This is a genomic window from Cupriavidus sp. H39 (assembly GCF_050271075.1).
Lineage (GTDB): Bacteria > Pseudomonadota > Gammaproteobacteria > Burkholderiales > Burkholderiaceae > Cupriavidus > Cupriavidus necator_B.
Genome location: NZ_CP189846.1, coordinates 2202724 through 2226386 on the forward strand (window position 1 = coordinate 2202724; position 23663 = coordinate 2226386).

Annotated in this window: 24 protein-coding genes; 11 read left to right on the forward strand and 13 right to left on the reverse strand. The window is 66.5% G+C overall.

The window, feature by feature from the left end; translation table 11 throughout:
- Positions 1-58 precede the first annotated feature (58 nt).
- The 3 genes from ACOCMH_RS10355 to ACOCMH_RS10365 all read left to right on the forward strand — a co-directional run bounded on the left by ACOCMH_RS10355 (position 59) and on the right by ACOCMH_RS10365 (position 2647).
- On the forward strand, positions 59-346 hold the full coding sequence (locus ACOCMH_RS10355; RefSeq protein ID WP_427306891.1) for a helix-turn-helix domain-containing protein: 288 nt from the start codon (positions 59-61) through the stop codon (positions 344-346).
- Positions 343-1662, forward strand: a complete 1320-nt coding sequence (locus ACOCMH_RS10360) for a type II toxin-antitoxin system HipA family toxin (RefSeq protein WP_427306892.1) — start codon at positions 343-345, stop codon at positions 1660-1662. The genes ACOCMH_RS10355 and ACOCMH_RS10360 overlap by 4 nt, the downstream gene beginning before the upstream one ends.
- Positions 1663-1738: 76 nt before the next feature.
- Positions 1739-2647: a DMT family transporter gene (locus tag ACOCMH_RS10365; protein WP_427306893.1), complete on the forward strand. Its 909-nt coding sequence runs from the start codon at positions 1739-1741 to the stop codon at positions 2645-2647.
- A gap of 27 nt (positions 2648-2674) precedes the next feature.
- On the opposite strand, the gene ACOCMH_RS10370 is transcribed toward ACOCMH_RS10365, so the two are convergent.
- The 4 genes from ACOCMH_RS10370 to ACOCMH_RS10385 all read right to left on the reverse strand — a co-directional run bounded on the left by ACOCMH_RS10370 (position 2675) and on the right by ACOCMH_RS10385 (position 7719).
- A complete protein-coding gene (locus ACOCMH_RS10370) occupies positions 2675-4954 on the reverse strand; it encodes a xanthine dehydrogenase family protein molybdopterin-binding subunit (RefSeq protein WP_427306894.1) in 2280 nt (759 codons plus the stop codon).
- Complete coding sequence (locus ACOCMH_RS10375) at positions 4951-6051, reverse strand: FAD binding domain-containing protein (RefSeq protein WP_427306895.1); 1101 nt, start codon at positions 6049-6051, stop codon at positions 4951-4953. The genes ACOCMH_RS10370 and ACOCMH_RS10375 overlap by 4 nt, the downstream gene beginning before the upstream one ends.
- A complete protein-coding gene (locus ACOCMH_RS10380; RefSeq protein ID WP_427306896.1) occupies positions 6048-6590 on the reverse strand; it encodes a (2Fe-2S)-binding protein in 543 nt (180 codons plus the stop codon). Before ACOCMH_RS10380 ends, ACOCMH_RS10375 begins: the two co-directional genes overlap by 4 nt.
- 154 nt (positions 6591-6744) lie before the next feature.
- Positions 6745-7719, reverse strand: coding sequence for an AraC family transcriptional regulator ligand-binding domain-containing protein (locus ACOCMH_RS10385; protein ID WP_427308427.1), 975 nt, complete (start codon positions 7717-7719; stop codon positions 6745-6747).
- Between the two features lie 238 nt (positions 7720-7957).
- On the opposite strand from ACOCMH_RS10385, the gene ACOCMH_RS10390 reads away from it, so the two are divergent.
- Genes ACOCMH_RS10390 through ACOCMH_RS10405 form a run of 4 tightly spaced genes read left to right on the forward strand, consistent with a single transcriptional unit; the run spans position 7958 to position 10830 of the window.
- The gene (locus ACOCMH_RS10390; protein WP_427306897.1) at positions 7958-8302 is read left to right on the forward strand and encodes a hypothetical protein; all 345 of its coding nucleotides are present in this window, start codon (positions 7958-7960) and stop codon (positions 8300-8302) included.
- Positions 8292-8951, forward strand: a complete 660-nt coding sequence (locus ACOCMH_RS10395; RefSeq protein ID WP_427306898.1) for a Dabb family protein — start codon at positions 8292-8294, stop codon at positions 8949-8951. The genes ACOCMH_RS10390 and ACOCMH_RS10395 overlap by 11 nt, the downstream gene beginning before the upstream one ends.
- Positions 8948-9826 (forward strand): SDR family NAD(P)-dependent oxidoreductase, encoded by an 879-nt coding sequence (locus ACOCMH_RS10400; RefSeq protein ID WP_427306899.1) that lies wholly within the window; start codon positions 8948-8950, stop codon positions 9824-9826. The genes ACOCMH_RS10395 and ACOCMH_RS10400 overlap by 4 nt, the downstream gene beginning before the upstream one ends.
- Positions 9827-9843: 17 nt before the next feature.
- A complete protein-coding gene (locus ACOCMH_RS10405) occupies positions 9844-10830 on the forward strand; it encodes an NADP-dependent oxidoreductase (RefSeq protein ID WP_427306900.1) in 987 nt (328 codons plus the stop codon).
- Positions 10831-10856: 26 nt separating this feature from the next.
- Here ACOCMH_RS10405 and ACOCMH_RS10410 read toward each other — a convergent pair whose 3' ends face one another.
- The 9 genes from ACOCMH_RS10410 to ACOCMH_RS10450 form a co-directional block, all read right to left on the reverse strand.
- On the reverse strand, positions 10857-11480 hold the full coding sequence (locus tag ACOCMH_RS10410; protein ID WP_427306901.1) for a 2-hydroxychromene-2-carboxylate isomerase: 624 nt from the start codon (positions 11478-11480) through the stop codon (positions 10857-10859).
- Positions 11477-12799, reverse strand: coding sequence for an MFS transporter (locus ACOCMH_RS10415; RefSeq protein WP_427306902.1), 1323 nt, complete (start codon positions 12797-12799; stop codon positions 11477-11479). Before ACOCMH_RS10415 ends, ACOCMH_RS10410 begins: the two co-directional genes overlap by 4 nt.
- 38 nt (positions 12800-12837) lie before the next feature.
- A complete protein-coding gene (locus tag ACOCMH_RS10420; protein WP_427306903.1) occupies positions 12838-13617 on the reverse strand; it encodes an aldolase in 780 nt (259 codons plus the stop codon).
- A 116-nt stretch (positions 13618-13733) separates the two neighbouring features.
- Positions 13734-14627 carry a LysR family transcriptional regulator gene (locus tag ACOCMH_RS10425; protein WP_427306904.1) on the reverse strand — a complete coding sequence of 298 codons (894 nt, stop codon included), beginning with the start codon at positions 14625-14627 and terminating at the stop codon, positions 13734-13736.
- Between the two features lie 167 nt (positions 14628-14794).
- Positions 14795-15712, reverse strand: a complete 918-nt coding sequence (locus tag ACOCMH_RS10430) for an SMP-30/gluconolactonase/LRE family protein (protein ID WP_427306905.1) — start codon at positions 15710-15712, stop codon at positions 14795-14797.
- Positions 15713-15783: 71 nt separating this feature from the next.
- Positions 15784-16764 (reverse strand): Bug family tripartite tricarboxylate transporter substrate binding protein, encoded by a 981-nt coding sequence (locus ACOCMH_RS10435; RefSeq protein ID WP_427306906.1) that lies wholly within the window; start codon positions 16762-16764, stop codon positions 15784-15786.
- Positions 16765-16816: 52 nt separating this feature from the next.
- Positions 16817-17764 carry an NAD(P)-dependent oxidoreductase gene (locus tag ACOCMH_RS10440; protein ID WP_427306907.1) on the reverse strand — a complete coding sequence of 316 codons (948 nt, stop codon included), beginning with the start codon at positions 17762-17764 and terminating at the stop codon, positions 16817-16819.
- On the reverse strand, positions 17761-18444 hold the full coding sequence (locus ACOCMH_RS10445) for an RraA family protein (RefSeq protein ID WP_171513219.1): 684 nt from the start codon (positions 18442-18444) through the stop codon (positions 17761-17763). The genes ACOCMH_RS10440 and ACOCMH_RS10445 overlap by 4 nt, the downstream gene beginning before the upstream one ends.
- A gap of 42 nt (positions 18445-18486) precedes the next feature.
- Positions 18487-19467, reverse strand: a complete 981-nt coding sequence (locus tag ACOCMH_RS10450) for a tripartite tricarboxylate transporter substrate binding protein (protein WP_427306908.1) — start codon at positions 19465-19467, stop codon at positions 18487-18489.
- 96 nt (positions 19468-19563) lie between these two features.
- Between ACOCMH_RS10450 and ACOCMH_RS10455 the strand changes: the two genes are divergently transcribed.
- The 4 genes from ACOCMH_RS10455 (at position 19564) to ACOCMH_RS10470 (ending at position 23588) form a co-directional block, all read left to right on the forward strand.
- Positions 19564-20331 carry an IclR family transcriptional regulator gene (locus ACOCMH_RS10455; protein ID WP_427306909.1) on the forward strand — a complete coding sequence of 256 codons (768 nt, stop codon included), beginning with the start codon at positions 19564-19566 and terminating at the stop codon, positions 20329-20331.
- 437 nt (positions 20332-20768) lie between these two features.
- Positions 20769-20963 (forward strand): hypothetical protein, encoded by a 195-nt coding sequence (locus ACOCMH_RS10460; RefSeq protein WP_427306910.1) that lies wholly within the window; start codon positions 20769-20771, stop codon positions 20961-20963.
- 325 nt (positions 20964-21288) lie between these two features.
- The gene (locus ACOCMH_RS10465) at positions 21289-22155 is read left to right on the forward strand and encodes a hypothetical protein (protein ID WP_427306911.1); all 867 of its coding nucleotides are present in this window, start codon (positions 21289-21291) and stop codon (positions 22153-22155) included.
- A 302-nt stretch (positions 22156-22457) separates the two neighbouring features.
- A complete protein-coding gene (locus ACOCMH_RS10470; protein WP_427306912.1) occupies positions 22458-23588 on the forward strand; it encodes a helix-turn-helix transcriptional regulator in 1131 nt (376 codons plus the stop codon).
- The last annotated feature ends 75 nt before the right edge of the window (positions 23589-23663 follow it).

Consider the following 23663-nt stretch of genomic DNA (forward strand, 5'->3'; position numbering starts at 1 on the left):
GCAGGTTGGCTCAGGGAGATATCATTCTAAAGTATGTTTTTTCTAAGCAGCTAATGCTATGTCATTAATCGCACAATGCCGCCAATTGCGGGAAGCCCGCGGCAAGAGCCTGGGCGACCTCGGCCGGATTCTCGGCATGGCGGCGCAGAACCTGTCGGCCATCCTGCTCGGCAAGAAGGACAGCCGCGCTTCCACCCTGGAAGCGCTGGCAGCCGCGCTGGACGCGCAGTGGGTCCTGGTACCCAACGAGCGGTCTGCCGAAGTCCGTCAGGTGCTGGAAGGCAAAGGCAGCGGACCCGACCGCAGCGCCCGCGCCGCGCTTGATATCTTCCTGGACAAGGAATGAGCTACGCCCTGCACCCCCGCTTCCTGGAGATTCGGCTATATGACCGGCTGTGCGGCTACCTGTGCGAGGCCGGCGGCAATGTCCGGTTCGTGCCCGCCGACGAATTCCGCGGCGACACCGACCGCCCTACGCTGAGCCTGTCGATCACCGTGCCGACCGAAGCCGGGCGCCGGGCTACCGCCGAAGTGCTGGACAACCCTTTCCATCCCGCGGTCTACAGCACCGGCCATGAACTGCCGCCCTACTTTGCCGGCCTGCTGCCCGAAGGCGAACTGCGCAAGCGGCTGGAGGCCACGCGCAGCCACCCCGAAGACAAGGATGACTTCGGCATCCTGGCCTCGGCCGGCAATGACCTGCCGGGCGCCGTCGTGGTCCGGCCTGCGGACATCGGCGCCTTGCCCGCCTACGCCCGCGCCTATGGCGTGACCGGCGGCGCCGACAACCTTGAGATCGCCGTGGTCGAGGGCGCCACGCAAGGTGCCGCATCGGTGTCCGGCGTGCAGAACAAGCTGGCCCTGTCGACCGTGCAGGACGGCAAGCGCTATACGCTGCCGACCCACGGCAAGCTGTCCGACATCATCGCCAAGCTGCCGGCCAGGAACGATGACGCGCAGGTGTTCAATGAATCGATCTCGATGCAGCTGGCCGCCGCCGCCGGCGTGCATGTCGCCGCCACGCGGGTGTTGCCGCTGTCGACCATCGCGGTGGAGGGACTTGCCGAATCGCTCGGCGAGCACCTGCACTACCTTGCAGTCGACCGCTTCGACCGCACCCCGGCCGGGCGTGTGCATGCCGAGGACGGCTGCCAGATGCTGGGCCGGATGCCGGCCAGGAAGTACGCCAGCATCGACGGCTACGTCCAGCTGGTGGCCACGCTGTACCGCCTGAGCCCGAGCGGGGTCGAGCATGTGCGGCAGTTCTTCCTGCGCCAGGCGGTCAACACGCTGATCGGCAACAGCGATGCGCACCTGAAGAATTTCTCGGTGATCTATCCCAACGGCGTGCTGCCGGTGCTGTCGCCGGCGTACGACATCGTCTGCGTGGCCGCGTTGCCCGGCTTTGCCTCGTACGGCCAGAACGTCGCAATCGACCGGCTGCAGCGCAAGGAAACCCTGGCCACGTACGAGTCCATCGCCGAAAAAGCGGGCGTGCCGCGCCGCATTGCCACCGCCGCGGTCAGGGAAGCGGTGGCGCTGGCGCAGGCCCGCTGGCCGCGCCTGCTGGACGAACTCGACGCGCCGCGCGCGATCCGCGAGGTGGTCACCGGGCGCCTTGGAACGTTGCCGCTGGCCAGGGCCGGCCGGCCAGGCAGGTAGCTGGCCCGCACGGGGCGCAAGCAACGCCGACACCGCAATCGCGGATAATGCGCCTTCCACCAGCCCGCCTCGCCCCATGTCCGCCAGCAGCCACAGCACCCGACGCATCGACTGGACCACCCTGTTCCTGCTGACCTTCCCGCCGCTGAGCTGGGCCGGCAACGCCATCGTGGGCCGGCTTGCCGCCGGCACGGTGCCGCCGGTCACGCTGAACTGGGCGCGCTGGGTGCTGGCCGGCATGCTGCTGGCGCCCTTTGCCTGGCGCGGCGTGGTCGAGCACCGCGCGGTGCTGCGCCGGCACGCGGGCGTGATCACCGCCATGGGCATCCTGTCGATTGCCAGCTATAACGCGCTGCAGTACCTGGCGCTGACCAGCTCGACGCCGATCAACGTGACGCTGATCGGCGCGTCCACGCCGCTCTTCCTGATCGTAATCGGCGCGCTGTGCTTTGGCGAACGCGTCAGGCCCTGGCACGTCGCCGGCGCGCTGCTGTGCATGGTCGGCGTGACCTTCGTGCTGGTGCGCGGCGAACTGGCACGGCTGGCGCAGCTGGACCTGGTGCCTGGCGATGTGTTCATGCTGGCGGCCACCATCGCCTGGAGCGGCTACACCTGGCTGCTGCGCAAGCGGCGTCCCGCGCTGCCACTGCCCGTGCTGCTGTTCGCGCAGATCGTCACGGGCGTGCTGGCCAGCGCGCCGGTCACGGCCTGGGAACTGATGACGCTGGACCAGCCGCTGCAATGGAACGGCAAGGTCGCGGGCATCCTGCTGTATGTCGCGACCATTCCTTCGCTGCTGGCCTACTTTGCCTGGGACCGCGCCATTGCGCGCGCGGGCGCGCAGCTGCCGGTGTTTTTCATCACGCTGACGCCGGTGTTCGCCGCGCTGCTGTCGACGCTGCTGCTGGGCGACTGGCCGCGCTGGTACCACGCGGTCGGGCTGGCCGCGATCGCGGCGGGTATCTGGCTGGCGCAGCGGCGCTGACGGCAACCGCCACGCGCGCCAGTCCGCTCAACGGGCCATGACCTTGTCCGGCGTCATGGGGGTGCTGCACAGCCGCTTGCCGGTGGCGTGATAGATCGCATTGCTGATCGCCGCGGCAACCCCTACCAGCCCGATTTCACCGACGCCCTTGGCGCCGAGGCTGCTGACCACGCGGTCGTCCTCGTCGACAAAGATCACGTCGAGGTCGCCGATGTCGGCATGCGAGGCGATGTGGTACTCGGCGATGTTGCGGTTCATGAAGCGGCCGAGTGCATGGTCGCTGTGCGTTTCCTCGTGCAGGGCCTGGCCGATGCCCGAGACCATGCCGCCGAGGATCTGGCTGCGCGCGGTCTTCGGGTTGATGATGCGACCCGCCGCCACCGCGCTGACCAGGCGCGCGACGCGCACGGTGCCGAGGGCTTCGTCCACGCGGACTTCGCAGAACACCGCCGAGTGCGCGGCGCGCGTGTATTTCTTCTGCTCCAGGATATTCGGCAACTGCAGGAACGAGGCTTCGATCTGCGTACGCCGCGCCGCCTCCATGATGCCGGTCAGCGGCAATGACACATCGGGGCTGGCGCGCAGGCTGACCGTGCCGTGGTCGAACAGCAGGTCCTCGTAGCGCGCCCGCTCGAAGCCGGAACCTTGCATGCGCCGCGCCATGTGCCACAGCATCCGGCGCAGCTTGTCGCACACGCCGTCGACCGCGGTGCCCACCGTGGCCACATGCGCCGAGCCGCCTTCCACCGGGGCCAGCGGCAGGTCCGAATCCCCCAGCACGAAGGTCACCTGCTCCAGCGGCAGGCCCAGCGACGCGGCGGCGATCTGGCTCATCACGGTCAGCGTGCCGGTGCCGATGTCGGTGGCGGCGCTGGCTACCTCGAGCCGGCCGTCGGCACGGAACACGGCGCGCGCGCGGCTGAACATCTGCAGCGCGTCCCAGGTGCCGGTGGCCATGCCCCAGCCGATCCACTCGTGGCCATCGCGCATCGAACGCGGCTGCGGCGGCCGGCCGGCCCAGCGGAACCGTTGCGCGCCCTGCTCGTAGCAGGCCCGCAGTGCCTTGCTCGAGAACGGCAGGCCGGTGGCCCCGTCGCGCTCTGTGTAGTTCCTGAGGCGCAGCGCCAGCGGGTCCATGCCGACCGCATAGGACAACTCGTCCATCGCCACCTCGATCGCATGCACGCCGTGGGCGGCGCCGGGCGCGCGCATGTCGGCGGGGGTAGGCTGGTCGAGCTCGACCAGCTTGTAGTCCTGCCGGCTGCTCTCGGACGCATAGAGCTGCGTGGACCAGTTGACCACCACCTCGACGTAGTGCTCCATGCGCGAGGTCTCGGCCACGGCTTCGTGGATCAGGCTAACCAGCTTGCCATCCGACCCGGCGGCCAGCCGCACGCGCTGCCAGGTCTCGGGCCGGTGGCAGAAGGTGAACATCTGCGGCCGCGTCAGCACCACGCGGACAGAACGCTCCAGCGCCAGCGACGCCATCACCGCCAGGATCAACTGGTACTGCGGGCGCAGCCCCGAGCCAAAGGCGCCGCCGACGTACTCGTTGCGCACCGTGACCTTGCGCCCGGGCAGCCCGAACACGCGCGACACCATCCAGCGCACGTTCTGCGAGCCCTGGGTCTTGTCGTGGATGGTCAGGTGGCCGTCGCCGCCGCGGACCACCGTGGTGGCGTGCATCTCCATCGGATTGTGGTGTTCCACGCCGCTGTAGAACTCTGAGTCGACCTTGCAAGGCGCGCGCGCGAAGGCCGCGTCGGCATCGCCACGCGGCTTCGGCGGGCTGGAATAGCCCACCTTGAAGCGCTTGGGCTTGCCGGCGCGGTCAAGGTGTTCCAGCAGGCTGGTCTGATGCGGCCACGCCTCGTAGTGCGCGCGCACCAGCGTGGCGGCATAGCGTGCCGCCTCGAAGGTCTCGGCCACCACTAGCGCGATGGGCTGGCCGCTATACCAGATGCGCGCATCGTGCAGCGGCTTGAATGGCGATCCGGCCGGGGCGGCCATGTCCTTGTAGAACAGGTCGAGCGAACGCACGCGCGGACGGCGCTCATGGGTCAGCACGTCGATCACGCCCGGCACCGCCAGCGCGGCGCTGCAATCGATCGACACGATGCGCCCGCGCGCAATGGTGCTGTTCACCACCACCCCGTGCGCGAGGTCAAACGCAGCATGCTCGGCGGCATAGCGGGCCGTGCCGGTGACCTTGGCCACGCCGTCGATGCGTGACACCGGCGCGCCGATGGCGACGGGGCCCGTGCCGGGCCGTGCGCGCGGCGCGCATTGCGGGATCGGATCGTTCATGGCAGGTCCTCCTCGCTGAACGCGTCTTCGCCGGTATTGCTCAGCACGCCGGCGGCGGCCATTTCCAGCGCGCGCACGATGGCGCGCTCGGCCAGCGCAATCTTGAAGCCATTGCCGGGCAGGCTCTCCGGCAGCGCCGGGCCGCCCCAGGCACGCGCGTCGCGCAGCAGGAAGCGGGCCGCGGGTTCGAAGTGCTCCGCGCTGGCGGGCCGGCCCTGCAGCTGCGCCTCGGCCCCGGTATCACGCCACGGCTTGTGTGCCACGCCCCCCAGCGCCAGCCGCGCGGCGCGCACGGTGCCGTCGCCGGCCAGGTCCAGCGCGGCCGCCACCGACACCAGCGCGAAGGCAAACGACGCACGCTCGCGGATCTTCAGGTAACAGGCATGGCGCGCAAACTCGGCGGCGGGCGGCAGCACGATGTGGGTGACCAGTTCATCGGGACGCAGCGTGGTGTCAATCTCCGGGCGGTCCCCTGGCAGGCGATGGAACTCATGAAACGGACTCTCGCGGCGGCCGCTGGCCGACGCCACGTGCACCACCGCTCCCAGCGCGGCCAGCGCCACGCACAGGTCGGACGGATGGGTCGCGACGCAATGCTCGCTCGCGCCCAGGATGGCATGCTGGCGCGCCAGCCCGGTCGCCGCCGGGCAGCCGGTGCCAGGCTCGCGCTTGTTGCAGGGCACGCCCGGATCGTAGAAGTAATAGCAGCGCGTGCGTTGCAGCAGGTTGCCGCCGTTGGTGGCCATATTGCGGATCTGCGGCGAGGCGCCGGCCAGGATCGCCGCACGCAGCAGCGGATATTGCGCGCGCACCAGCGGGTGCTGCGCGGTATCGGCGTTGCTGGCCAGCGCACCGAGCTTCAGCCCGCCTTCCGCGGTGGCTTCGATCATCCGCAGCGGCAACTGCCTGACGTCGACCAGCGCGGCCGGATGCATCATGCCGCCCTTGACCAGGTCGATCAGGTTGGTGCCGGAGGCCAGGAAGTGCGGCGCGTGGTCATCGCCAAGGCTTTGCGCGCCGGCGGCCTGCTGCGCCGCGGCGATCGACTGCAGCGCGGCTTCCACGGTGGTTGCGCGCTCATACCGGAACGGGTTCATGACGGCTCCCCGTCGCGGTCGGCCAGCCGCGCGACTTCGGCGATCGCTTCCACGATCTGCGCATACGCGCCGCAGCGGCACAGGTTGCCGCTCATGCGTTCGCGAATCTCCTGCCGGCTCGCCGGCGGATGCTCGTTCAGCAGGCCCAGCGCCGAGCACAGCTGCCCGGGCGTGCAATAGCCGCACTGGAACGCGTCGTGGTCGATAAAGGCCTGCTGCAGCGGATGCAGCGCGCCGCTGTCGCGGTCGGCCAGTCCCTCGACCGTGGTAATGTCCGCGCCGTCATAGGACACCGCCAGGCACAGGCAAGACTTCATGCGCTTGCCGCCGATCAGCACCGTGCACGCGCCGCACTGGCCGTGATCGCAGCCCTTCTTGGTGCCGGTGAGCTGAAGCTGCTCACGCAGCAGGTCGAGCAGGATCACCCACGGCGCCAGCAGCAGGTCGTGGGTGATGCCGTTGATGTGCAGGGTCGTTGGGATCTGTTGCAGTGCGCCGGCCTGCGATGCCGGGGGAGCAAGCGGGTCTTCCAGTGCCATGGGGCCGCCTCCGCTGGGTCACGTTCGGGGGGAAATGAACGGAGGCAGCAAGCGTCATGCCATCGGCAGACAGGCATCGTCACCTCGCCTCCGGCCAGCGCGTGTCACCGTGCCGGCAGCGATTGCACATATTGCCGCCCGGCTTTTGCACGAATTACCGCGGCCCGGGCGGATTCCCCATGCTCGCGCGCCTGAACTGCGTTGGCGCAAGTCCGGTCCAGCGCTGGAAGGCGCGGCGGAATGCTTCTTCACTGGCGAAGCCCAGTTGCTCGGCGACCCTGCCTACGCTCCAGCGCGTGGTCCTCAAGCATTGCTCGGCATATTCCTGCAAGCTGTGTTCGCGCAATTGCCGATAGCTGCTGCCGTCCGCCGCGAGCCGGCGGCGCAGCGTCGGTACGCTGACATCGAAGCGCACTGCCAGTTCGCCCAGCGACGGCAGCCGGGCGCCATGCACCAGCGCCGCGTGCAGCGTGCCGCGCACTTGCTGGCTCAGCGAGACCACCTCGACCGGCGCCCCGACCAGCCGGAAAGGCAGGTCTCGCAGGAAGCCATCGAGTTCCGCAGCCTGTCGCACCACCGGCCTGTCGAGCAAGGCCTGGTCGAACTCGAAGCCGTAGGCCGGGTTGCCAGACGTCACCGGGGCATGGAACAGGCCGAGGAAAGGCAAGGCGTCCTCGCGCCGCGGATGCGCCAGACAGACACGGGTCGGGCGTAGCGGCTGGCCAACCAGCCAGCCGAACAGCAGCAGGTAGAAAAAAAGCCCGGTCAGGTCCACCAGGCAGGCCGCGGAGGATTGCACACGCCGCCGCGAATCCATGTGGAAGACCGCCTGGCCGGCGCGTTGCGTCAGGCTTAACACGCCGGCGCGCGGATACAGCATCGCGCAGAAATCGGCCGCGCAGCGGATCGCCTCGCGCAGCGTCTGGCAGCTCAACACGCACCGGCACAGCAGATCCACTTCCTGCTTGCACATGGGCGGATGGCCGTCGCCTTTGGCGACCAGCGCCTCCAGCCGCTCGATCGCGGCGCGATAGAGGGCGGTGAACTGTGCGGGCCGCGGCGGCTCGGCACCGCCAGCCGGGACCTCGAGGCCCTGCCGTTTCAGTTCATCCAGCAACCGCTGCACCATGCCGTGCGGCACAGGGACGGGACTCCCCGGGATGTGGGCATTCATGGGTGCTTGTCCTGATGGCTTCGGTAGCGGTCGTTGATCGTCCGGGTAGGGGTCCGTTGCCGGCGGGCCTTCCATAATCATCCCGGCACTTCCCTGGCGCGCAGCAGGTGGCGTACGGCCCGGGCCATGGAGGTTGCCATGCGCGCCCCGCCATGCCTATACGGGACAACCCATGAGATGACGCAACACCGTCATGATCCACATACTCGATGAAATCGTGCTTGCGCCCGGCAACCTGCCCGCCGTGCTTGACCTGCTGGAATGCCAGTACCTGCCCGGCAGCGCCGCCAGGGGCCTGGCGCTTCTGCATCGCTGGGTGGCGCCGCCGGTGGCGCTGGAGGATGCGACCAATACCTTGTGGCTGCTATGGCAAGTGGCGGATGCGCCAGCCTACTACGCCATGCGCGCCGGCATTGACGGCCCCGCGCTCGCTTTCTGGTCGACCGTCGGCACCCTGTGCGAATCGCGCCGCCGCCATATGATGGCCCCGGCGACAAGCCTGCTGCCGCAGCCGAAGGAGCCTTGCGATGCGCCTTGAGACTGCGCAGCTCCGCTTGCACGCCGGCATGCCCGTCGCGAGCCACGCGCCGGAGCAAGCCCTGCTCGAGCGCGTTGCAAAGCTGCCCGGCCTGCAGCGTGCGGCAGTCAGCCGCAACCTGCCGGGGAGCTGGGGCGCCGGCGACTACACGCTCGACCTGCAATTCCACCCCGCCCCGTCCGGCGCGCCGGCGGGTGCCTCCGGCCTAGCCGCCGCGCTGGACGGCATCGCAACGGTCGATCACGTCGCCTATCGCGCGATCTCGGGCGGAACGCGCGCCCCGCAACTGCGCGACGGCATCTGGCGCACGCTGATGTTCCGGGTCCGCCCCGAAGCCCCGGACCAGCAGGTCCGTGCGCTCGAGCAGGACCTGCTGCGGATGCCGGCGTACATGCCCGGCATCCGCAACTGGCGGCTGGCCCGGGTGGTGTCGCCAGGCCCGTGGACCCATGTCTGGCAACAGGAGTTCGCCAGCGCAGACGACCTGCTGGGCGAATACCTGATGCACCCGTTCCATTGGGGACGGGTCGATCGCTGGTTCGATCCGGAGTTTCCGCAATGCACGGTCGAGGCGATCTCGCATGCGTTCTGCCCGCTGGCGACCAGCCTGATCGCCAACCCCAATCGTAAAGAGGAAACCGCACCATGACCGGACCCGGGAAACTGACAGGAAAGATCGCGCTGGTGACCGGCGCCAGCCGCGGCATCGGCCGCGCCATCGCGCAGCGCTTCGCCGCCGAGGGCGCACTGGTCGTGGCGAGCGCACGGCACGTCGGCCGCTCCGCGGACGAGCCTGGCACGCTGGCCGAAACGGTGGCGCTGATCAGACGGCAAGGGGGCCGGGCCCTGGCGCTGGCGGCGGATCTCGAGGATCCCGCGCAACGCGACCGTCTGGTATCGCAGGCAGCCGAGGCAGCGGGCGGACTGGACATCCTGGTCAACAATGCCGGCCTGGCGGATTACAGCCCCATCGACGCGATGCCGCTGGACACCTTCGACCGGACCGTGGACCACTACCTGCGCATCCCGTTCATGCTGAGCCGCGCGGCGATCCCGCTGATGCGCGCACGCGGTGCGGGCTGGATCCTGAACCTGGGGTCGGTCACGGCGCTGTCGCCGGCGCGCCCCTACCAGGACTTTGACCGCACCGGCGGCGTTACGGCATACGCCGCCGTGAAGGCGGCCATCAACCGGTTCACCGAAGGCCTTGCCGCGGAACTGGAGGGGGACGACATCGCGGTCAATTCCGTGGCGCCAAGCACCGCGATCCGCACGCCGGGCAGCGCCCGCTATATCCCCGAAGGCTATCCCACCGAGCCCGTGGAATACCTGGTGGAAACCGCGCTGGCGCTTTGCAGCGTGCCGGCACGGCTGCACACCGGCCGGATCGCCCATAGCCTGCACTTCCCCCATGCGCTCGGACTGGAGGTGCGGACGCTCGATGGCAAGGGCGTGCTGCCCCCGCCTGTCATCCCGGCCTGGGCGCATCCGGCGTTGGCCCAGCCCAAACTGTCGACGAGGTAAGTCTTATGGAAGCATGCATGCGCGCTGTCCTGATCGACCGTAACGGCGGGTCCGATGTCATCCGGCTTGGCGAGGTCGCAACACCGGAGCCGGCTGCCGGCGAAGTCCTGATCCGCGTCGCCTGCGCCGGCGTAAATCCCGCGGACTGGAAGTGCCGCGAGGGATATCTGAGCCACTTCATGCAACACCGCTTTCCGTTCGTGCTCGGCTTCGATGCCAGCGGCGTGGTGGCCGCTGTGGGGGCCGGCGTCACCGACTTCGTCCGCGGCCAGCGCGTGTTCGCGCAAACCGGGGTCGGCGCCGGCAAATGGGGATCGTTTGCGGAGTTCGTTGCCGTCGGTCAGGATTGCGTGGTGCCGATGCCCGACAACCTGGACTTCGCCGAAGCCGCGGCAGTCCCGACGCCGGCCCTGGCTGCCTGGACCGGGCTCTTCGACGATGGCGGACTCGGGCCAGGCCAGACCGTGCTGGTGCATGGCGGCGCCGGCGCGGTCGGCACCTTTGCCGTGCAACTGGCCAAGGCCGCCGGCGCAACCGTCGCCGCCACCTGCAGCGCGGCACGCCGCGACGAACTCATGGCGCTCGGTTGCGACCTGGCCATCGACTATCGCGCCAGCGATATCGGCGCCGCCATGCGGGCATGGGCGCCGGCCGGCGTCGACCTGGTGCTGGATGCGGTGGGCTGCGGCAGCCTGCCGATGGCGCTGGACCTGCTCAGGCCGGGCGGCATCCTCGTGGCCATCCTGACGCTGGTCAGCGGCGACCCCGGCCCCGACACCGCCGAGGCCGCGCGGCGCGGCCTGCGCACCGCCGTCGCGTTCAGCAAGATGCCAAGCGGCACGCGCCTGGGCGAGATCGCGGCGCTGCTCAAGCGCGGGCGTTTGCGGCCGCCTCGCATCGCATGCCTGCCGCTCGAGCAGGCCGGGCAAGCGCTCGACCTGGTCCAGTCGGGCAAGGCAGCCAGCAAACTGGTGCTGCGCGTCGCCGGGCCGTGGCATGGGTGAAGGACCGCGCCGGGCGGCGCGGCGGCTCATCCCGCGCGGGCGGGCCTGCGTGCCCGTACCGCATCTTCGAGCATGTCGAGCCGGTCCTGGCCCCAGAACAATTCGCCGTCGAAGATATAGCTGGGAGAGCCGAAGACGCCTGCACTAACGGCCTCATCCGTGTAGCGCCGGTAAAGCATCCCCGTTTCCGTCGCGCGTGCCAGCTTTATGACGCCGCTGCCATCGAGGCCGAGGCGAGCAAGGATCGCTTGCAGCGTGTGCTCGGAAGCGATGTCCAGTTCCTCGCACCATTCCGCCCGGAGAATCGCCTTGTAAAGCTCCAGGACGGGCAGCCCCAGTTCATCGGCAGCGATGACGATACGAGAAGCGAGTTCCGCGTCAGGACACATGTACTTGGGCATGGGGTTCACGTAGATCCCCAGCTTCCTGCACCATCGCTCCAGTTCGACGATCCGATATCGCTGTCGTTCCGGTGAACGCTGTCCCAGCTGCACGCCTCCCGTCCGCGCATACACCTCGGGAAGATCGACGGGCTTGTACCGGATTTCCACACCCGTGCGGCGTGCCAGTGCCTCCAACCTGTCGGCGCCAAGGTATGCCCAGTCGGAATTCAGCCAGAAGTAGTAGTCGATATGCGCACGCACGTTCATACATGCTCTCCCTTGGCGAGCACGACAGCATGGCTTGCCCCATTCACATCGCGCATGAGCGCCGTACTGACAAAGGCAATCACGCTGAGTGCACCCAGGTACCAGACGATGTACGAGGGATCGCCGCCGCCATGGTTCAGCAGAGACGTGGCCACGATGGGTGCCAGGCCTCCGCCGATCGCGCCCGAAACCTGCACCGCGATCGAGATGCCGCTATAACGGACCTCGGCGGGAAACTGTGCAGAGAACAGGCTGCCTTCAGGTCCGTAAAGGCAGGCGTAGACGAGACCGATTGCGACCGCCATGGCAATCGTGACATTGCCTGCGTCGAGCGTTTGCAGCAGGGCGAAGAACTGCGGCGCAAAGATCAGTATCCCTGCTGTGCCGGCCATGAATACCCACTTGAAACTGAAGCGGTCACCGAGGATCCCGAACAGAGGCATGGTGAACATCGCAACCGCAGCGCCCCAGACGGTGGCGTCGAGCATCACGGTCTTGGGTATGCCGAGCGTTCCCGTCGCGTATGCCAGGGCAAAGGTTACAACGGTGTAGAACCACGTGACTTCCGCCAGGCGCCCCCCGATCACGGTCAGGACCTGGCGCGGATAGCGGCGCAACACGACCAGGGCCGGCATCTCGACCTTCTCTCCAGACTTTTTCATCTGCTCGAAGTCCGGAGACTCGCTCACCTTTGCACGGATGAACCAGCCTACCGCGAGCAGGACCACACTCGCCAGGAACGGCACGCGCCAACCCCATGTCAGCATGTCCTGCTCCGGCAGCGTGGCGACCATGCCCATCGCCAGCGAGGACAGGATCAGGCCTGGCGCCACCCCGGCCTGCGGCAGGCTGCCAAAGAAGCCCTTCTTGCCTTCGGGCGCGTGCTCGACCGCCATCAGCACCGCGCCACCCCACTCGCCCCCCACGGCAACGCCCTGCAGAAAACGAAGCAGCACCAGCGCCACCGCGGCCCAGTAACCGATGCTGTCATAGGAAGGGATGAGGCCAATGAGGATGGTCGGGATCCCCATCATGAACAGTGTGATCAGCAGCATGGATTTGCGTCCGACCCGATCGCCAAAATGACCAAAGACGATGCCGCCCAAAGGACGCGCAAAGAAGCCCACCGAGTAGGTGGCGAAGGCCGCCAGGGTCCCTGTCAGGGGATCGAACGAGGGAAAGAAAATCTTGTTGAAGATCAGGGCTGCGGCGGTTCCATAGAGGAAGAAGTCATACCATTCGATCGTCGTGCCCATCATGCTGGCCAGCCCAGCGGTAATGTAGTCACGGCGCGAGCGCCTATTTTTTGTCGGGGTCATCGTCTTGTCTCCTTGTCTGTCTGGCGGGTCTCGGCGCGTCATGGCTTTACGTAAGGCGCGATGCCATGCGTCTGGCGGGCCCAGTACGAGAACGTGGAGTTGACAATGGACGGCTTCAGCAGGTAGTCGTGCGCCTCCCTCGCCAGGTCGTCATTGACCGGCGTGAGTGGGCCGAAAGCCTGGGCCCGGATTTGCATACGGGCGGCGCGTTCCAGATAGACCGACAGATAGGTCGCCTCTTCACAGGTCTTGCCCGCCGTCAGATAGCCGTGGTGCGCGAGGATAATCGCCCGCTTGTCACCCAGGGCCTCCGAGATGATGACGCCCTCCTGGTCTGCAATGGGAACCCCCGGCCAATCACCGAGGAACGCGCAGTCGTTGTGCAGGGGCGTCATGTCCATCTGCGCGATGACCAGGGGCTGGCGCGCGGCAGCCAGGGCGCTCGCCCACGGCGAATGGGTATGGATGATGGCGTTGACGTCTGGCCGCGCGTCGTAGACCCACAAGTGGAAGCGCGTCGCCGGGTTGGGCATGCCGCCGCCACGCAGCGTGTTGAGGTCGCGATCGACTTCGATAAAGTCTTCCGGCGTCGCTTCGTCGAAGCCGAGGCCAAAACGCAGCGTCCAGTAAGCGCCCGGCCTCTCGGAACGGACACTGATCTGGCCCGCCAGGCCGGCCTCCTGCTCCGTCATGGCCAGGATGCGGCAGGCATAGGCCATGGTTTCCTGCGTGGTGCGCGACTGGCTCGACAAGTGCTTCGCCATGTCGCTGGTGGCGCGCTGGTCGAAATACGACTTGTCTCTCAAGGGGGCGTTCATACTGGTTGTCTCCGGGTTTTCCCTTCGGCGAAATCTCCGAAGGGATCGGGAGCCAGTATGGGATTGGGGTCTCTGGCGTGCTACGGAGCCGCTTTCATAGCAGCTATTTCATGGCTTCACGTGTCCAGCGCCTTTGCAACCTGGAGCGCACATGCGAGCAGGGCCGCGGCTAGCGGAAACGGCTCGCGCCCGGCATGCGTCATCGCCACCATGCGCCGTTTCAACAGCGGCGCTTGGATCTTGACCTTGCTCAGGCCATATTCGGCCAGCAGCTTGTCCGGCAGTCGGCTGGGCAGAATGCAGCATCCAACGCCGGCTGAAACCAGCTTCAGCATGGCGTCCACGGTCTCCGCCTCCGCGACATAAGATCCCTTCAGTCCGGCGCTATCCAGCATCCGTCTCAGGGCATATCCATGGGGGAAGGCAACCAGGCGAAGATCACGATCGCGCAGGTCGACGCCGGGATCGTCCGGCAGCTGGGCCATATCGCCCTTTTCCACCAGGCACATGGTATCGTCGAAGAGCGGATAAACCGCCAACGAGGCGGTGTCTACCGCCGTATCGTAGGCCACCCCCAGATCCGCCTTGCCGCTTTCCACTAGGGTCACTACCTCCTGCGAGCTGCGCCCCATCATCGAGAGATTGACGCCGGGATGCGCACTGACGAAACTCGCCACCACATCGCCGATAAAGTAGTAGCTGACCGTGTGGACCAGGGCCAGCCTGACGGTCCCTTCCGTACTGCCGTACGCGTCCCGGATCGTATCCACGGCGTGGTCGATGGCGCGATAGGGTCCTTCGATCGCTGCCTGCAGCTTTTGTCCGGCTTCCGTCATGGCAACGCCACGCCCCGTTCGCGTAAATAACGCCTTGCCAAGGTGGGCTTCCAGCGCAGCCAATTGCTTGCTGACGCCGGATTGGGTCTGGTTCAGGTCATCCGCAGCCTTCGACAATGATTTCAGCGAGGCAATACGCAGAAAGCTGCGCAGCAGGCGGTCTGGGGTTTCCATGTCGAGGGCAGGTAGTTTTGCTGCAATTCTGCATTCAGCCTGGCCTTGGCCGCAACCGCGCTGCGGCGATGGCGCGGCGCGCTATGCAGTCGGGCAAGGCAGCCAGCAAACTGGTGCTGCGCGTCGCCGGGCCGTGGCATGGGTGAAAGACCGCGGGTCCACCCATGTCAGAGCGGCCGCGGCAGCGTCACGCCGGGCACCGACATGCCGATGCGCAGGATCTCGCCCGCCGTGGAATCCGTGATGTAGAGCGTGCGCCGGTCCGGTCCGCCGAACGCCACGTTGGTCAGCGAATGGCCGGGCGTGCCGCGGATGACCTCGACCGGCTCGGCGCGGTGGTTCAGCACCCAGACGTAGGCCAGCCCCGGATTGGCAACCAGCAGGCGGCCATCGACGTCCATGGCAAGGCCATCCGGTCCGCTGGGCCCGTATGACGTGAAGAACTGCCCGGCCTTCGACACGCTGCCGTCTTCCTGCAGCGGCATGCGCCAGACGCAGTTGCCGCGCGTGACGGCCACGAACAGGAAGCGCTCGTCCGGCGACAGCACGATGCCATTCGGGCTCGGGACATTGGCCAGCAGCAACTCGAGCCGGCCTTCGCGGCTGAGCCGATAAACCCTGCCGGTGGGATCGTGCAGGCCGGTCTGGCCCTGGTCGGTGAAATAGACGTTGCCGCGCGCATCCAGCGTCAGGTCGTTGACGCCCTTGAAGCTCTCGGTATTGCGGCGTGGCAGGTAGGGCCGTACGGTGCCGGCGCGCAGGTCGACTTCCATCAGCCCGTTGCGGTAGTCCGTGACCAGCAAGGACTCCGGACCGAGGAATTTCATGCCGTTGGGTTCCCCGTCCCATTCGGCAACGAGGTCCCAGGCACCTTTCGGGTCGATCCTGAAAATCCGCCCGTTCGGGATATCGGTCACATACAGGTTGCCCTGATCGTCGGTGACGGGGCCTTCCAGGAAGGCGTCGATCTCGCGGCCGCCCTGGTTCGCGCGGGACCAGTCGCTTTGCCGCGGACGGCGGTAGCGGGCGGGAAGGCTGGAAAACGGCTCAGCTTCCCGGATGACCGGTGGATTCAGCAGAAACATCTCATGACCTCCGTGGATTGTCGCGCAGCCTTGCCAGGCCTGGGAGCCGATACCGGCCTGGCTGCCGGAGCCTACTGCTTCTGGAACCCTGTACCTTGTGCCACCTTGCCCCAGAATGCGGTCCGGCTGGCCACTTCGGTCCGGAAGGTGCCGGCGTCCCAGTAGCCGGGCTCGGCGCCGATGCTGTCAGCATAGGCTCGCATGTCCGGCGTGGCCATGGCCCTGGACACTTCTTTCTGCAAGCGCTCCACCACTTCGGCAGGCGTCCCCTTGGGTGCCCACAGCCCGGTGAAGTTGGTCACGCCGAATCCGCCGACCCCGGCTTCGGCGAAGGTCGGCACGTTCGGCAGCGCAGGCAGGCGTTTGGTGCCGCTGACGGCCAGCACCGACAGCTTGTTGCCCTTGACCTGCCCGATCACGCCCGGAATGGAGGCCATCTGGAAATCGACGGTGCCGCCCAGCAGCGCGACGGTGGCCTCGCCCGCGCCCTTGAACGGCACGTGCATGAAGTGCGCCCCCGCGGCGAGGCCCAGCGCTTCGCTGGCAAAGTGCGGGGTCGAGCCCGCGCCGCCCGAACCGTATGAGACCTTGTCGTCGGCCTTCGCCGCGGCAATCAGGTCGGCCAGCGTCTTGTACTTGCCGCCGGCCTTGACCACCACGCCCATCGGCGCGAACACGTATGCCGCCACGGGCTGCAGGTCCTTTGCCGGATCGAAAGGCAGCGCCTTGAAGATGTGAGGCAGCAGCGCGTAGGTCGTATCGTTGGCCAGCAGCGTGTAGCCGTCCGGCGCGGCGCGCGCGACCTGCGCCGTGCCGATCGTGCCGGTCGCGCCGGCCTTGTTTTCCACATAGAAGCTCTGGCCGGTCTGCTCCGAGAGCCGCTGCGCCATCTTGCGCGTAACCACGTCGACGGCGCCGCCCGGTGGATAGGGAACGATGATCCTGACCGCCTTTGCCGGCCAGGCTTGCGCTTGCGCAACCATCGACATGGCGGCCAGGGCGGCCAATGCCAGGCCCCGGAGCTGCCAGGATGCGCGGACTCGCCTGTTCATGCTGTCTCCATTTTGCGAAAGATTTTTTTAAGTCCTTATCGCGGCAACGCGGCTATTGCTGCCCGGCTGCCGGCTCGCGAACCTGGTTCAGGACCGCGAGGGTGTTGGTCGCCGCGGCGACACCCATATTGACGTAGGCCGCGCTGGTCACGCCACCGATATGCGGGCTCAGCACGAAGCCCGGCTGTCGCTGGAACATGTGCGGCGTGGCCATCGGCTCCTGCGCAAAGCTGTCGAGGCCGGCAGCGGCCACGCGTCCGCACTGCACCGCTTCGAGCAGCGCCGCTTCGTCGATCAGTCCGCCGCGGGCGGTGTTGATCAGGATCACCCCGGGCTTGCAACGCGCCAGCGTGGCGGCATTGACCAGGTTCTTGTTCTCCGCGGTCAACGGGCATTGCAGCGAGATGACATCCGACGCCTCCCAGATCGTTTCCAGCGGCACGGCTTCCACATAGCCGGGCAGGTCCGTGGCGAAGGGATCGAAACCGATCACACGCATGCCGATGGCCTCGCACATGCGCGCAAAGCGCCGGCCGATGGCCCCCAGCCCGACCAGGCCCACCGTCAGGCCGTTCAACTCCAGGCTCTTGTGCGTCGCCTTGTCCCAATGGCCCGCATGCATGCGCGCATCCAGCGTCACCACTGACTTGGCGCACGCCAGCATCAGCGCCAGCGCATGCTCGGCCACGGCGGCGGCATTGGCGCCGGCCGCGGCCGTCACCGTGATGCCGCGCGCCTGCGCGGCAGCCTTGTCGATGGTATCGGTTCCGGTGCCGTGCTTGGAAATCACCTTCAGGGCCGGTGCCGCATCCATGACTTCGGCGGTGACGCTGCCATAGCGCACGATGATGCCGACCGGGTTGTGCTGCCGGGCCAGCGCCACCAGATCCGCGGTCTGGGGCGTTCTGCCCGCGAAGACGAGCGCATAGTCGCCCAACAGCGCGAGGGCTTCGGGGGCAAGGTCGGCCCCCGTGACGATAATGACCGGCTTGTTGGTCACAGCGCTTCTCCCTGCTTCAGCACGCCCGCCGTCACCAGCGAGGCCAGCAGCCACGGCGCGGTGGTATTGCCCTCCTTGATCTGGGCAATGCGCAGGCTTTCCGCTTCCTCCTTCCGGGCCGCGGCATCGAGGAGTGCCTCGATCTTGTCACGCTCGACCACCACCAGCCCATCGGCATCGCCGCAGATGTAGTCGCCCGGGTTGACGGTGACGCCGCCGACGGAAATCGGGTGGCCGATACGGCCGCCGACTTCCTTGGTCGGGCCGTTGGGATTGGTGCCCACCGAAAACACCGGGAACTCCATCGCATCCAGTTCCAGGCTGTCCCGCACCGCGCCGTCGATGACGACACCGGCCAGGCCGCGCTGCCGGGCGGCATGCATCATGATGGTTCCCATCAGCGCGGAGGTCTGGTCCCCCTTGCCGTCGACGACCAGCACATCGCCTGGCTGCGCCAGCGCCAGTGCGGCATGGATCATCAGGTTATCGCCGGGGCGGACCTCGACCGTGAAGGCGGGCCCGGCAACCTTCATGGTGGGGCGCAGGGCCCGGATGCGGCCGTGCAGCGCGCCGCGCCGTCCGCCCACGTCCGACAGGATCGCCGGCTGGAATGCGGCGGCGCGCGCCACGATGTCGGCAGGTACGCGCTCGAACGATTTGATGATGTTTGGCAAAGTCATGATGGATTCCAGGCAATGGCAAGGGATGGTGAGAAGCGAGCGTCAATCCAGCTTGGTGCCGGAGGCCTTGATGACCGATGCCCAGCGCACGATGTCCTGCCGGATCAGCGCGCTGAAGGCCTCGGGCGTGCCAGCCAGCACCGACGCGCCCTGTTCGTTCAGCTTGCTGGCAAGCGCCGGCGACCTGAGCGCCTTGTTGAACTCGGTGTTCAGGCGAACCACGATGTCCTTCGGCGTCGCGGCGGGCGCGACGAAGCCGAACCACGTCGCGGTATCGAAGCCGGGATAGCCGAGCTCAGCCACGGTGGGCACCTGGGGCAGGTCGTGCACGCGCTGCGGCGATGTCACCGCGAGCGGCCGCAGCCGGTTGTTCTTGATATGGCCCAGCAACGTCGGCACCGACGCCATGTAGAGATCGACCTGTCCGCCCATCAGGTCATTGACCGCCTGCGCAGCGCCCTTGTATGGCACGTGGGTGAACTTCACTTTCGCGGTGCCCTGCAACTGTTCGCCGCCAAGATGCGCGACCGTGCCGTTGCCAGGCGAGGCGAAGTTGATCACGCCCGGCTTTGCCTTGGCGGCCTGCAACACATCCTTCAGCGTCTTGTAAGGCGAGTTGACATGCGTGACCAGCACCAGCGGCGCCGACGCGACCAGGCCGATCGGTGCGAGGTCCTTCAGCGGGTCATAGGGCAGCCGTTCATACAGAGAGGGATTGATCGCCAGGTTGCTGGTCTGGCCCATCACGATGGTGTAGCCGTCGGCGGGCGCCTTGGCCGCGGCGTCCACGCCCAGATTGCCGCCCGACCCCGGCTTGTTCTCGACCACGAAGACCCAGCCGGTGGACTTGGCCACGGTGTTGGTCACTTCGCGCGCGATGATGTCCGTGCCGCCCCCCGCGGGGAACGGCACGATGACGCGGATCGGCTTGGCGGGGTACGGGGGCGCCGCGTGGGCGGCGGCGGATAGCGCGATCAGGCCCGTGGCAAGGATGGACAGGCACCGACTGGAAATGGCGTTCATCAGGGTCTCCGAATCTCGTTTCGTTGTGAGCCGGATTGTGGTGTACCGTTTCAAGCCATACAATGGCGTTTCATTCCGTGCAACGTAGTCCATGCCATGAACCGCAGAAGTGAAGCCCAACCCACTTCCACTGACGAAGCCCCTGGCTCCGTGATTGCCGTCACGCGGGCGCTGCGCGTGCTGGAAGCATTCGGCGTCAACGATCCACACCTGTCCCTGGCGGAACTGAGCCGGCGCACCGGCATCCACAAGACCACGGTACTCCGGCTCGCCCGCACGCTGGCGGCGGATGACTACCTGGTGCAGAAGGAAGATGGCAGCTGGCGCCTCGGCCGCGCGGCGGGATGGCTTGGCGCGTGCTATCAGGCAACCTTTAACGTGCAGGAAGTGGTAGAGCCGGTGCTACGGGCCCTGACGATCCAGACCGGGGAAAGCGCTTCGTTCTATGTCCGCGAGGGACAGCAGCGCACCTGTCTCGTCCGGGTCGAAGGACCGCAGGCGATCCGCCATCACGTGAGGATCGGGGCCGCGCTGCCGCTGGACAGCGGGTCGCCCGGCCGCGTTATCCTGGCGTTCTCGGGAGAGCCCGGCGAGCTCTATGAAATGATCCGCCGCCGGGGTTTTCACCTGTCGCTGGGCGAACGGGAACCCGAAGTCTCCAGCGTATCGGCGCCGGTGTTCGGCTTGCACTGGCGCCTGCTGGGCTCCATGTGCATTTCCGGGCCGACCGCCCGGCTGAACGAGGCGCGTTTGCTGGAGCTGGCACAGACCGTCGTCGATGCGGCGAACAAGCTCTCCTATGCCATGGCGGGAAGCCAGCGGCCGGCGCTGCAGGTGGAAAGGCCGTCGACCTGGCATCCCTGACCGGTCGCGGGCGGCGCGCTGATGCACGCCGCGGGCCCGTCATAGCCAAGCGGCCAGATGGGTATGGGGCGGCTCCGACGAATTCGCGTCCGTGCGCTGCGTCTGCACCTCGACGACCTCTGGCCGCCACGGTTTTGGCACTGCACGGTGCGTGAGTAAGTCCCTGACAGAACCGCTGTCGCATTCGAGTTGCCGACGCCGCCGATGGTGGTCCCAGCCGTTGAACTCCTGGGAATCCACGGAGCAGACGGGCTAGGCAGAGCCATTTGCATAATGCGCCCCGCTTGGCCCATTGGCGGCGATGGTTTCGGCCCAGGGCTGCTTCCGTCCCGGCGACAGAAAATTATAGTTAAAGCAGGCATTGAGCCTGCAATCTTTTTGTTCTCATTTTGCGCATTTCCGCGCGGTATCCTGGCACACGCCGCTGCCACACCCCCATGCTCAATGTCTTTGCCCGTGCGCTGGTTCCGCCGCCAGCGGACTATTTTCTTGGCGGGCTTGAGTATCCCGAGCGCGAGCGCAAGGCCGCGCTGACCCAGCGACGCTCCAAGCCAGAAACGGCCTACCAGAAAGGCAAGCCGAACCCGCTCATACCCAAAATTGATGATGGAACTTCGACGGTGCCAATCTAACCTTTTGGTGTAAATCGGCGGACGAAAAGAAGGATTACTTTTGACGACGGCAAGACGCGATTCAAACGCCTTTATCCATCATCACTGTGCCTGAGCGCGTGTGGTGCTAATGGCGACGGTCCTGAAGGCCATGCCGAATGATTCAATTAACCATTCCCTTAATCGGAAAGGAGGCACCAATTGAATGGTAGGAGCCAGACCCACGCTCAGCGGCGCGTAATCCGGAAAGAGCCGCCAGTTCGTACGTCTTGCGCGCGACGGTGTGGAGATCGCAGTTGCAATCAGCGTGTTATTGCAAGGTTCAGGAATCCTGGAGGAAATCAAAATGAACAAGAAGAATGTTGCGCAAGCCATCCTCAGTGCCATCTTGCCATTTGCGGCGGCATTTCCGTCCGGAGAGGCCATCTCGGCCGGCCAGAACGGCACCACGCTGGCAGCCACCAAGACACTGGACATCTGCGCGGTGCCGGGTACCGGCAACTGGCGGTATTCCGGCGTGGTCTCGGTATGGAACCAAGGCGCCATCGACACGGTTGGACTTACCATTGACGACTGGATCCAGAATAAGGTCTCGGGGCCCAATTTCCTGGACGTCTATCATGCCCTGTATGCCACCGGCACCGAAATTCCGGCCGGGACCACCCAGCTTACCGCGGTGACGTTTCCTTACAGCTATGACGGTGCGCCGCTGAGCGGCACGATCCGCAACATCGCACGGGTAAAGATCCTGAATCATTCGGGATCGCTCAACACCCCTACCGGCCCGGAACCTAAATTCACCTTCGTGGGCGACGTGCAGCCGTGCCCGATGCCCGGCGGCTGCGTCTATACACAAGGCTACTGGGGCAACAAGCCCGGCGTGGTCTGGCCACTGCCCTTCAGCCGTAGTGCGCCATTCTTCAACAGCGGTGTGACCTGGCAGCAAATCCTGGATACGCCAGCCGGCGGTAACGGGTATTACATTCTGGGTGTCCAGTACATTGCCGCGGTCCTGAACCAGGCCAGTGGCGCTGCCGTTCCGGCCGGCATCCAGTCTGTCCTGAGCGACGCGCAAAGCTTCTTCTCTGGCACCAGCACCCCCGACGTGGCGTGTCCGGCCGCAAACTCCTGCGGCACGCAGAAGACTTGGGGCGGAACCCTGGATTCTTACAACAACGGCGTCTATCCCGGCGGACCGTCACATTGCGATTGACGCCAGGCCTCTCTTAGGCCATTGCAGAAGAACCCCGCCCTCTTCCGGGCCGTTCCGCCTGCTGTCCAGTGCAGCGGGCGGAGAATTTTTTGTCCAATGAGCTCGTCGCCATGTCGTGGCCGAGAGCCGGCGCTGATCGGCCATTTGGTGGATAGGAGAAGTCCACCACAAGGTCCATATTCCGGAATCCTGATCTGGAAATCCCCCAAGCGAAAAGGTCATGGCCTTGCACGCTGGGATGGCGATGCCCTTTGCAGCACCGGCCCTATGGCATGCCAGATTCGACGGGGAATCCGGGAGCAATGATGACCCAAGGCAGCCAGCTGAATCCGCCCGATACCGACGATGAGGCCCTGATCGACGACATCTATGCTGCCGGACTGGGCGAGCAGTCCTGGCAGACCGTGCTGCATGCGTTCCGGCGCAAGACGGGGGTGCGGCTGGTGAACCTGCTTGCGCTTGACGCTAGCTCCCCCTGGCTGGCGCCCGTGGCCGTGGCCGGCGACGATGACGCCTGGACCGCTGCGGCATTACAAAGCTACGGCACCGACTTCTACCGTTATGATCCCGCGCTGCCCATCATGCATCACTGGGAGACCGGCCACTGGCTCGAGGATGTCGACGTGATGTCTCCCGAACAGCAGGCACGGGACATCTTTCAGCAAGCGTTCATGCGCGCACGGGGGTTGGAACACTGGTCCGCCTTGAAGCTGTATCAGAGCGGCCAGCGCAGCGGCTTCATGAGCTTTATGGGCGAATCCGACGCACCGCCGCTGACCGATGAGCAACACTGCTCCATCGCGCGGCTGTGCAAGCATGTGAGCCGGGCTTCGCTCCTGAGCATGCGGATCCAGCATCTGGAAGAGAAGGCGCTGCTTGCGGAGTGCATGCTGGAGGCCCTGGACGCCGCGGTCTGGTTGCTCGATACGGATCGGCGCGTGTTGTCTTGCAACGCGGCCGCGCGTACGTTGATGGCGAAGCAGCCCACCAGGCTGCGCGTGGTCCATGGCCGGCTAATGCCAGACGGCTGCTCCGAGTCGACGCAATGGCAGGCGGCTTGCCTTAACGGCCTGCTGGCGCTGCAGCGGGCAGGCGATCCAGCTGGCGCCGCGCATGCCTTGCATTTCAGCCTGATTCGCCTTCCGCCCGGCACGCAGCTGGCGCGAACCTGGCAGCGTCCCCTGACGCTGATGACCACCTGCGCGATGCGTTCCCCGGTTGAACGCGTACGCCGGCTGCTCCTGGTGTATGGCCTTTCGGATGCGGAAGCCAACCTGTGTGTGCTGATGTGCTGCGATGGCCTGAGTCCGCAAGCGTGCGCTGACAGCAGGCAGGTAAGCGTCGCGACGATCCGGACGCAAATCAAGTCAATCTACGCCAAGACCAATATGCAGCGGCATGGCGATCTGGTGCGGCTGGTGCTGTCGCTCTGAGGACTCTGGCCGAGCAGAGCCCATCCTGCCCAGGACGCGAACGCCTGTTGGCCCCGCCGACGAAAGCCCGCGCCA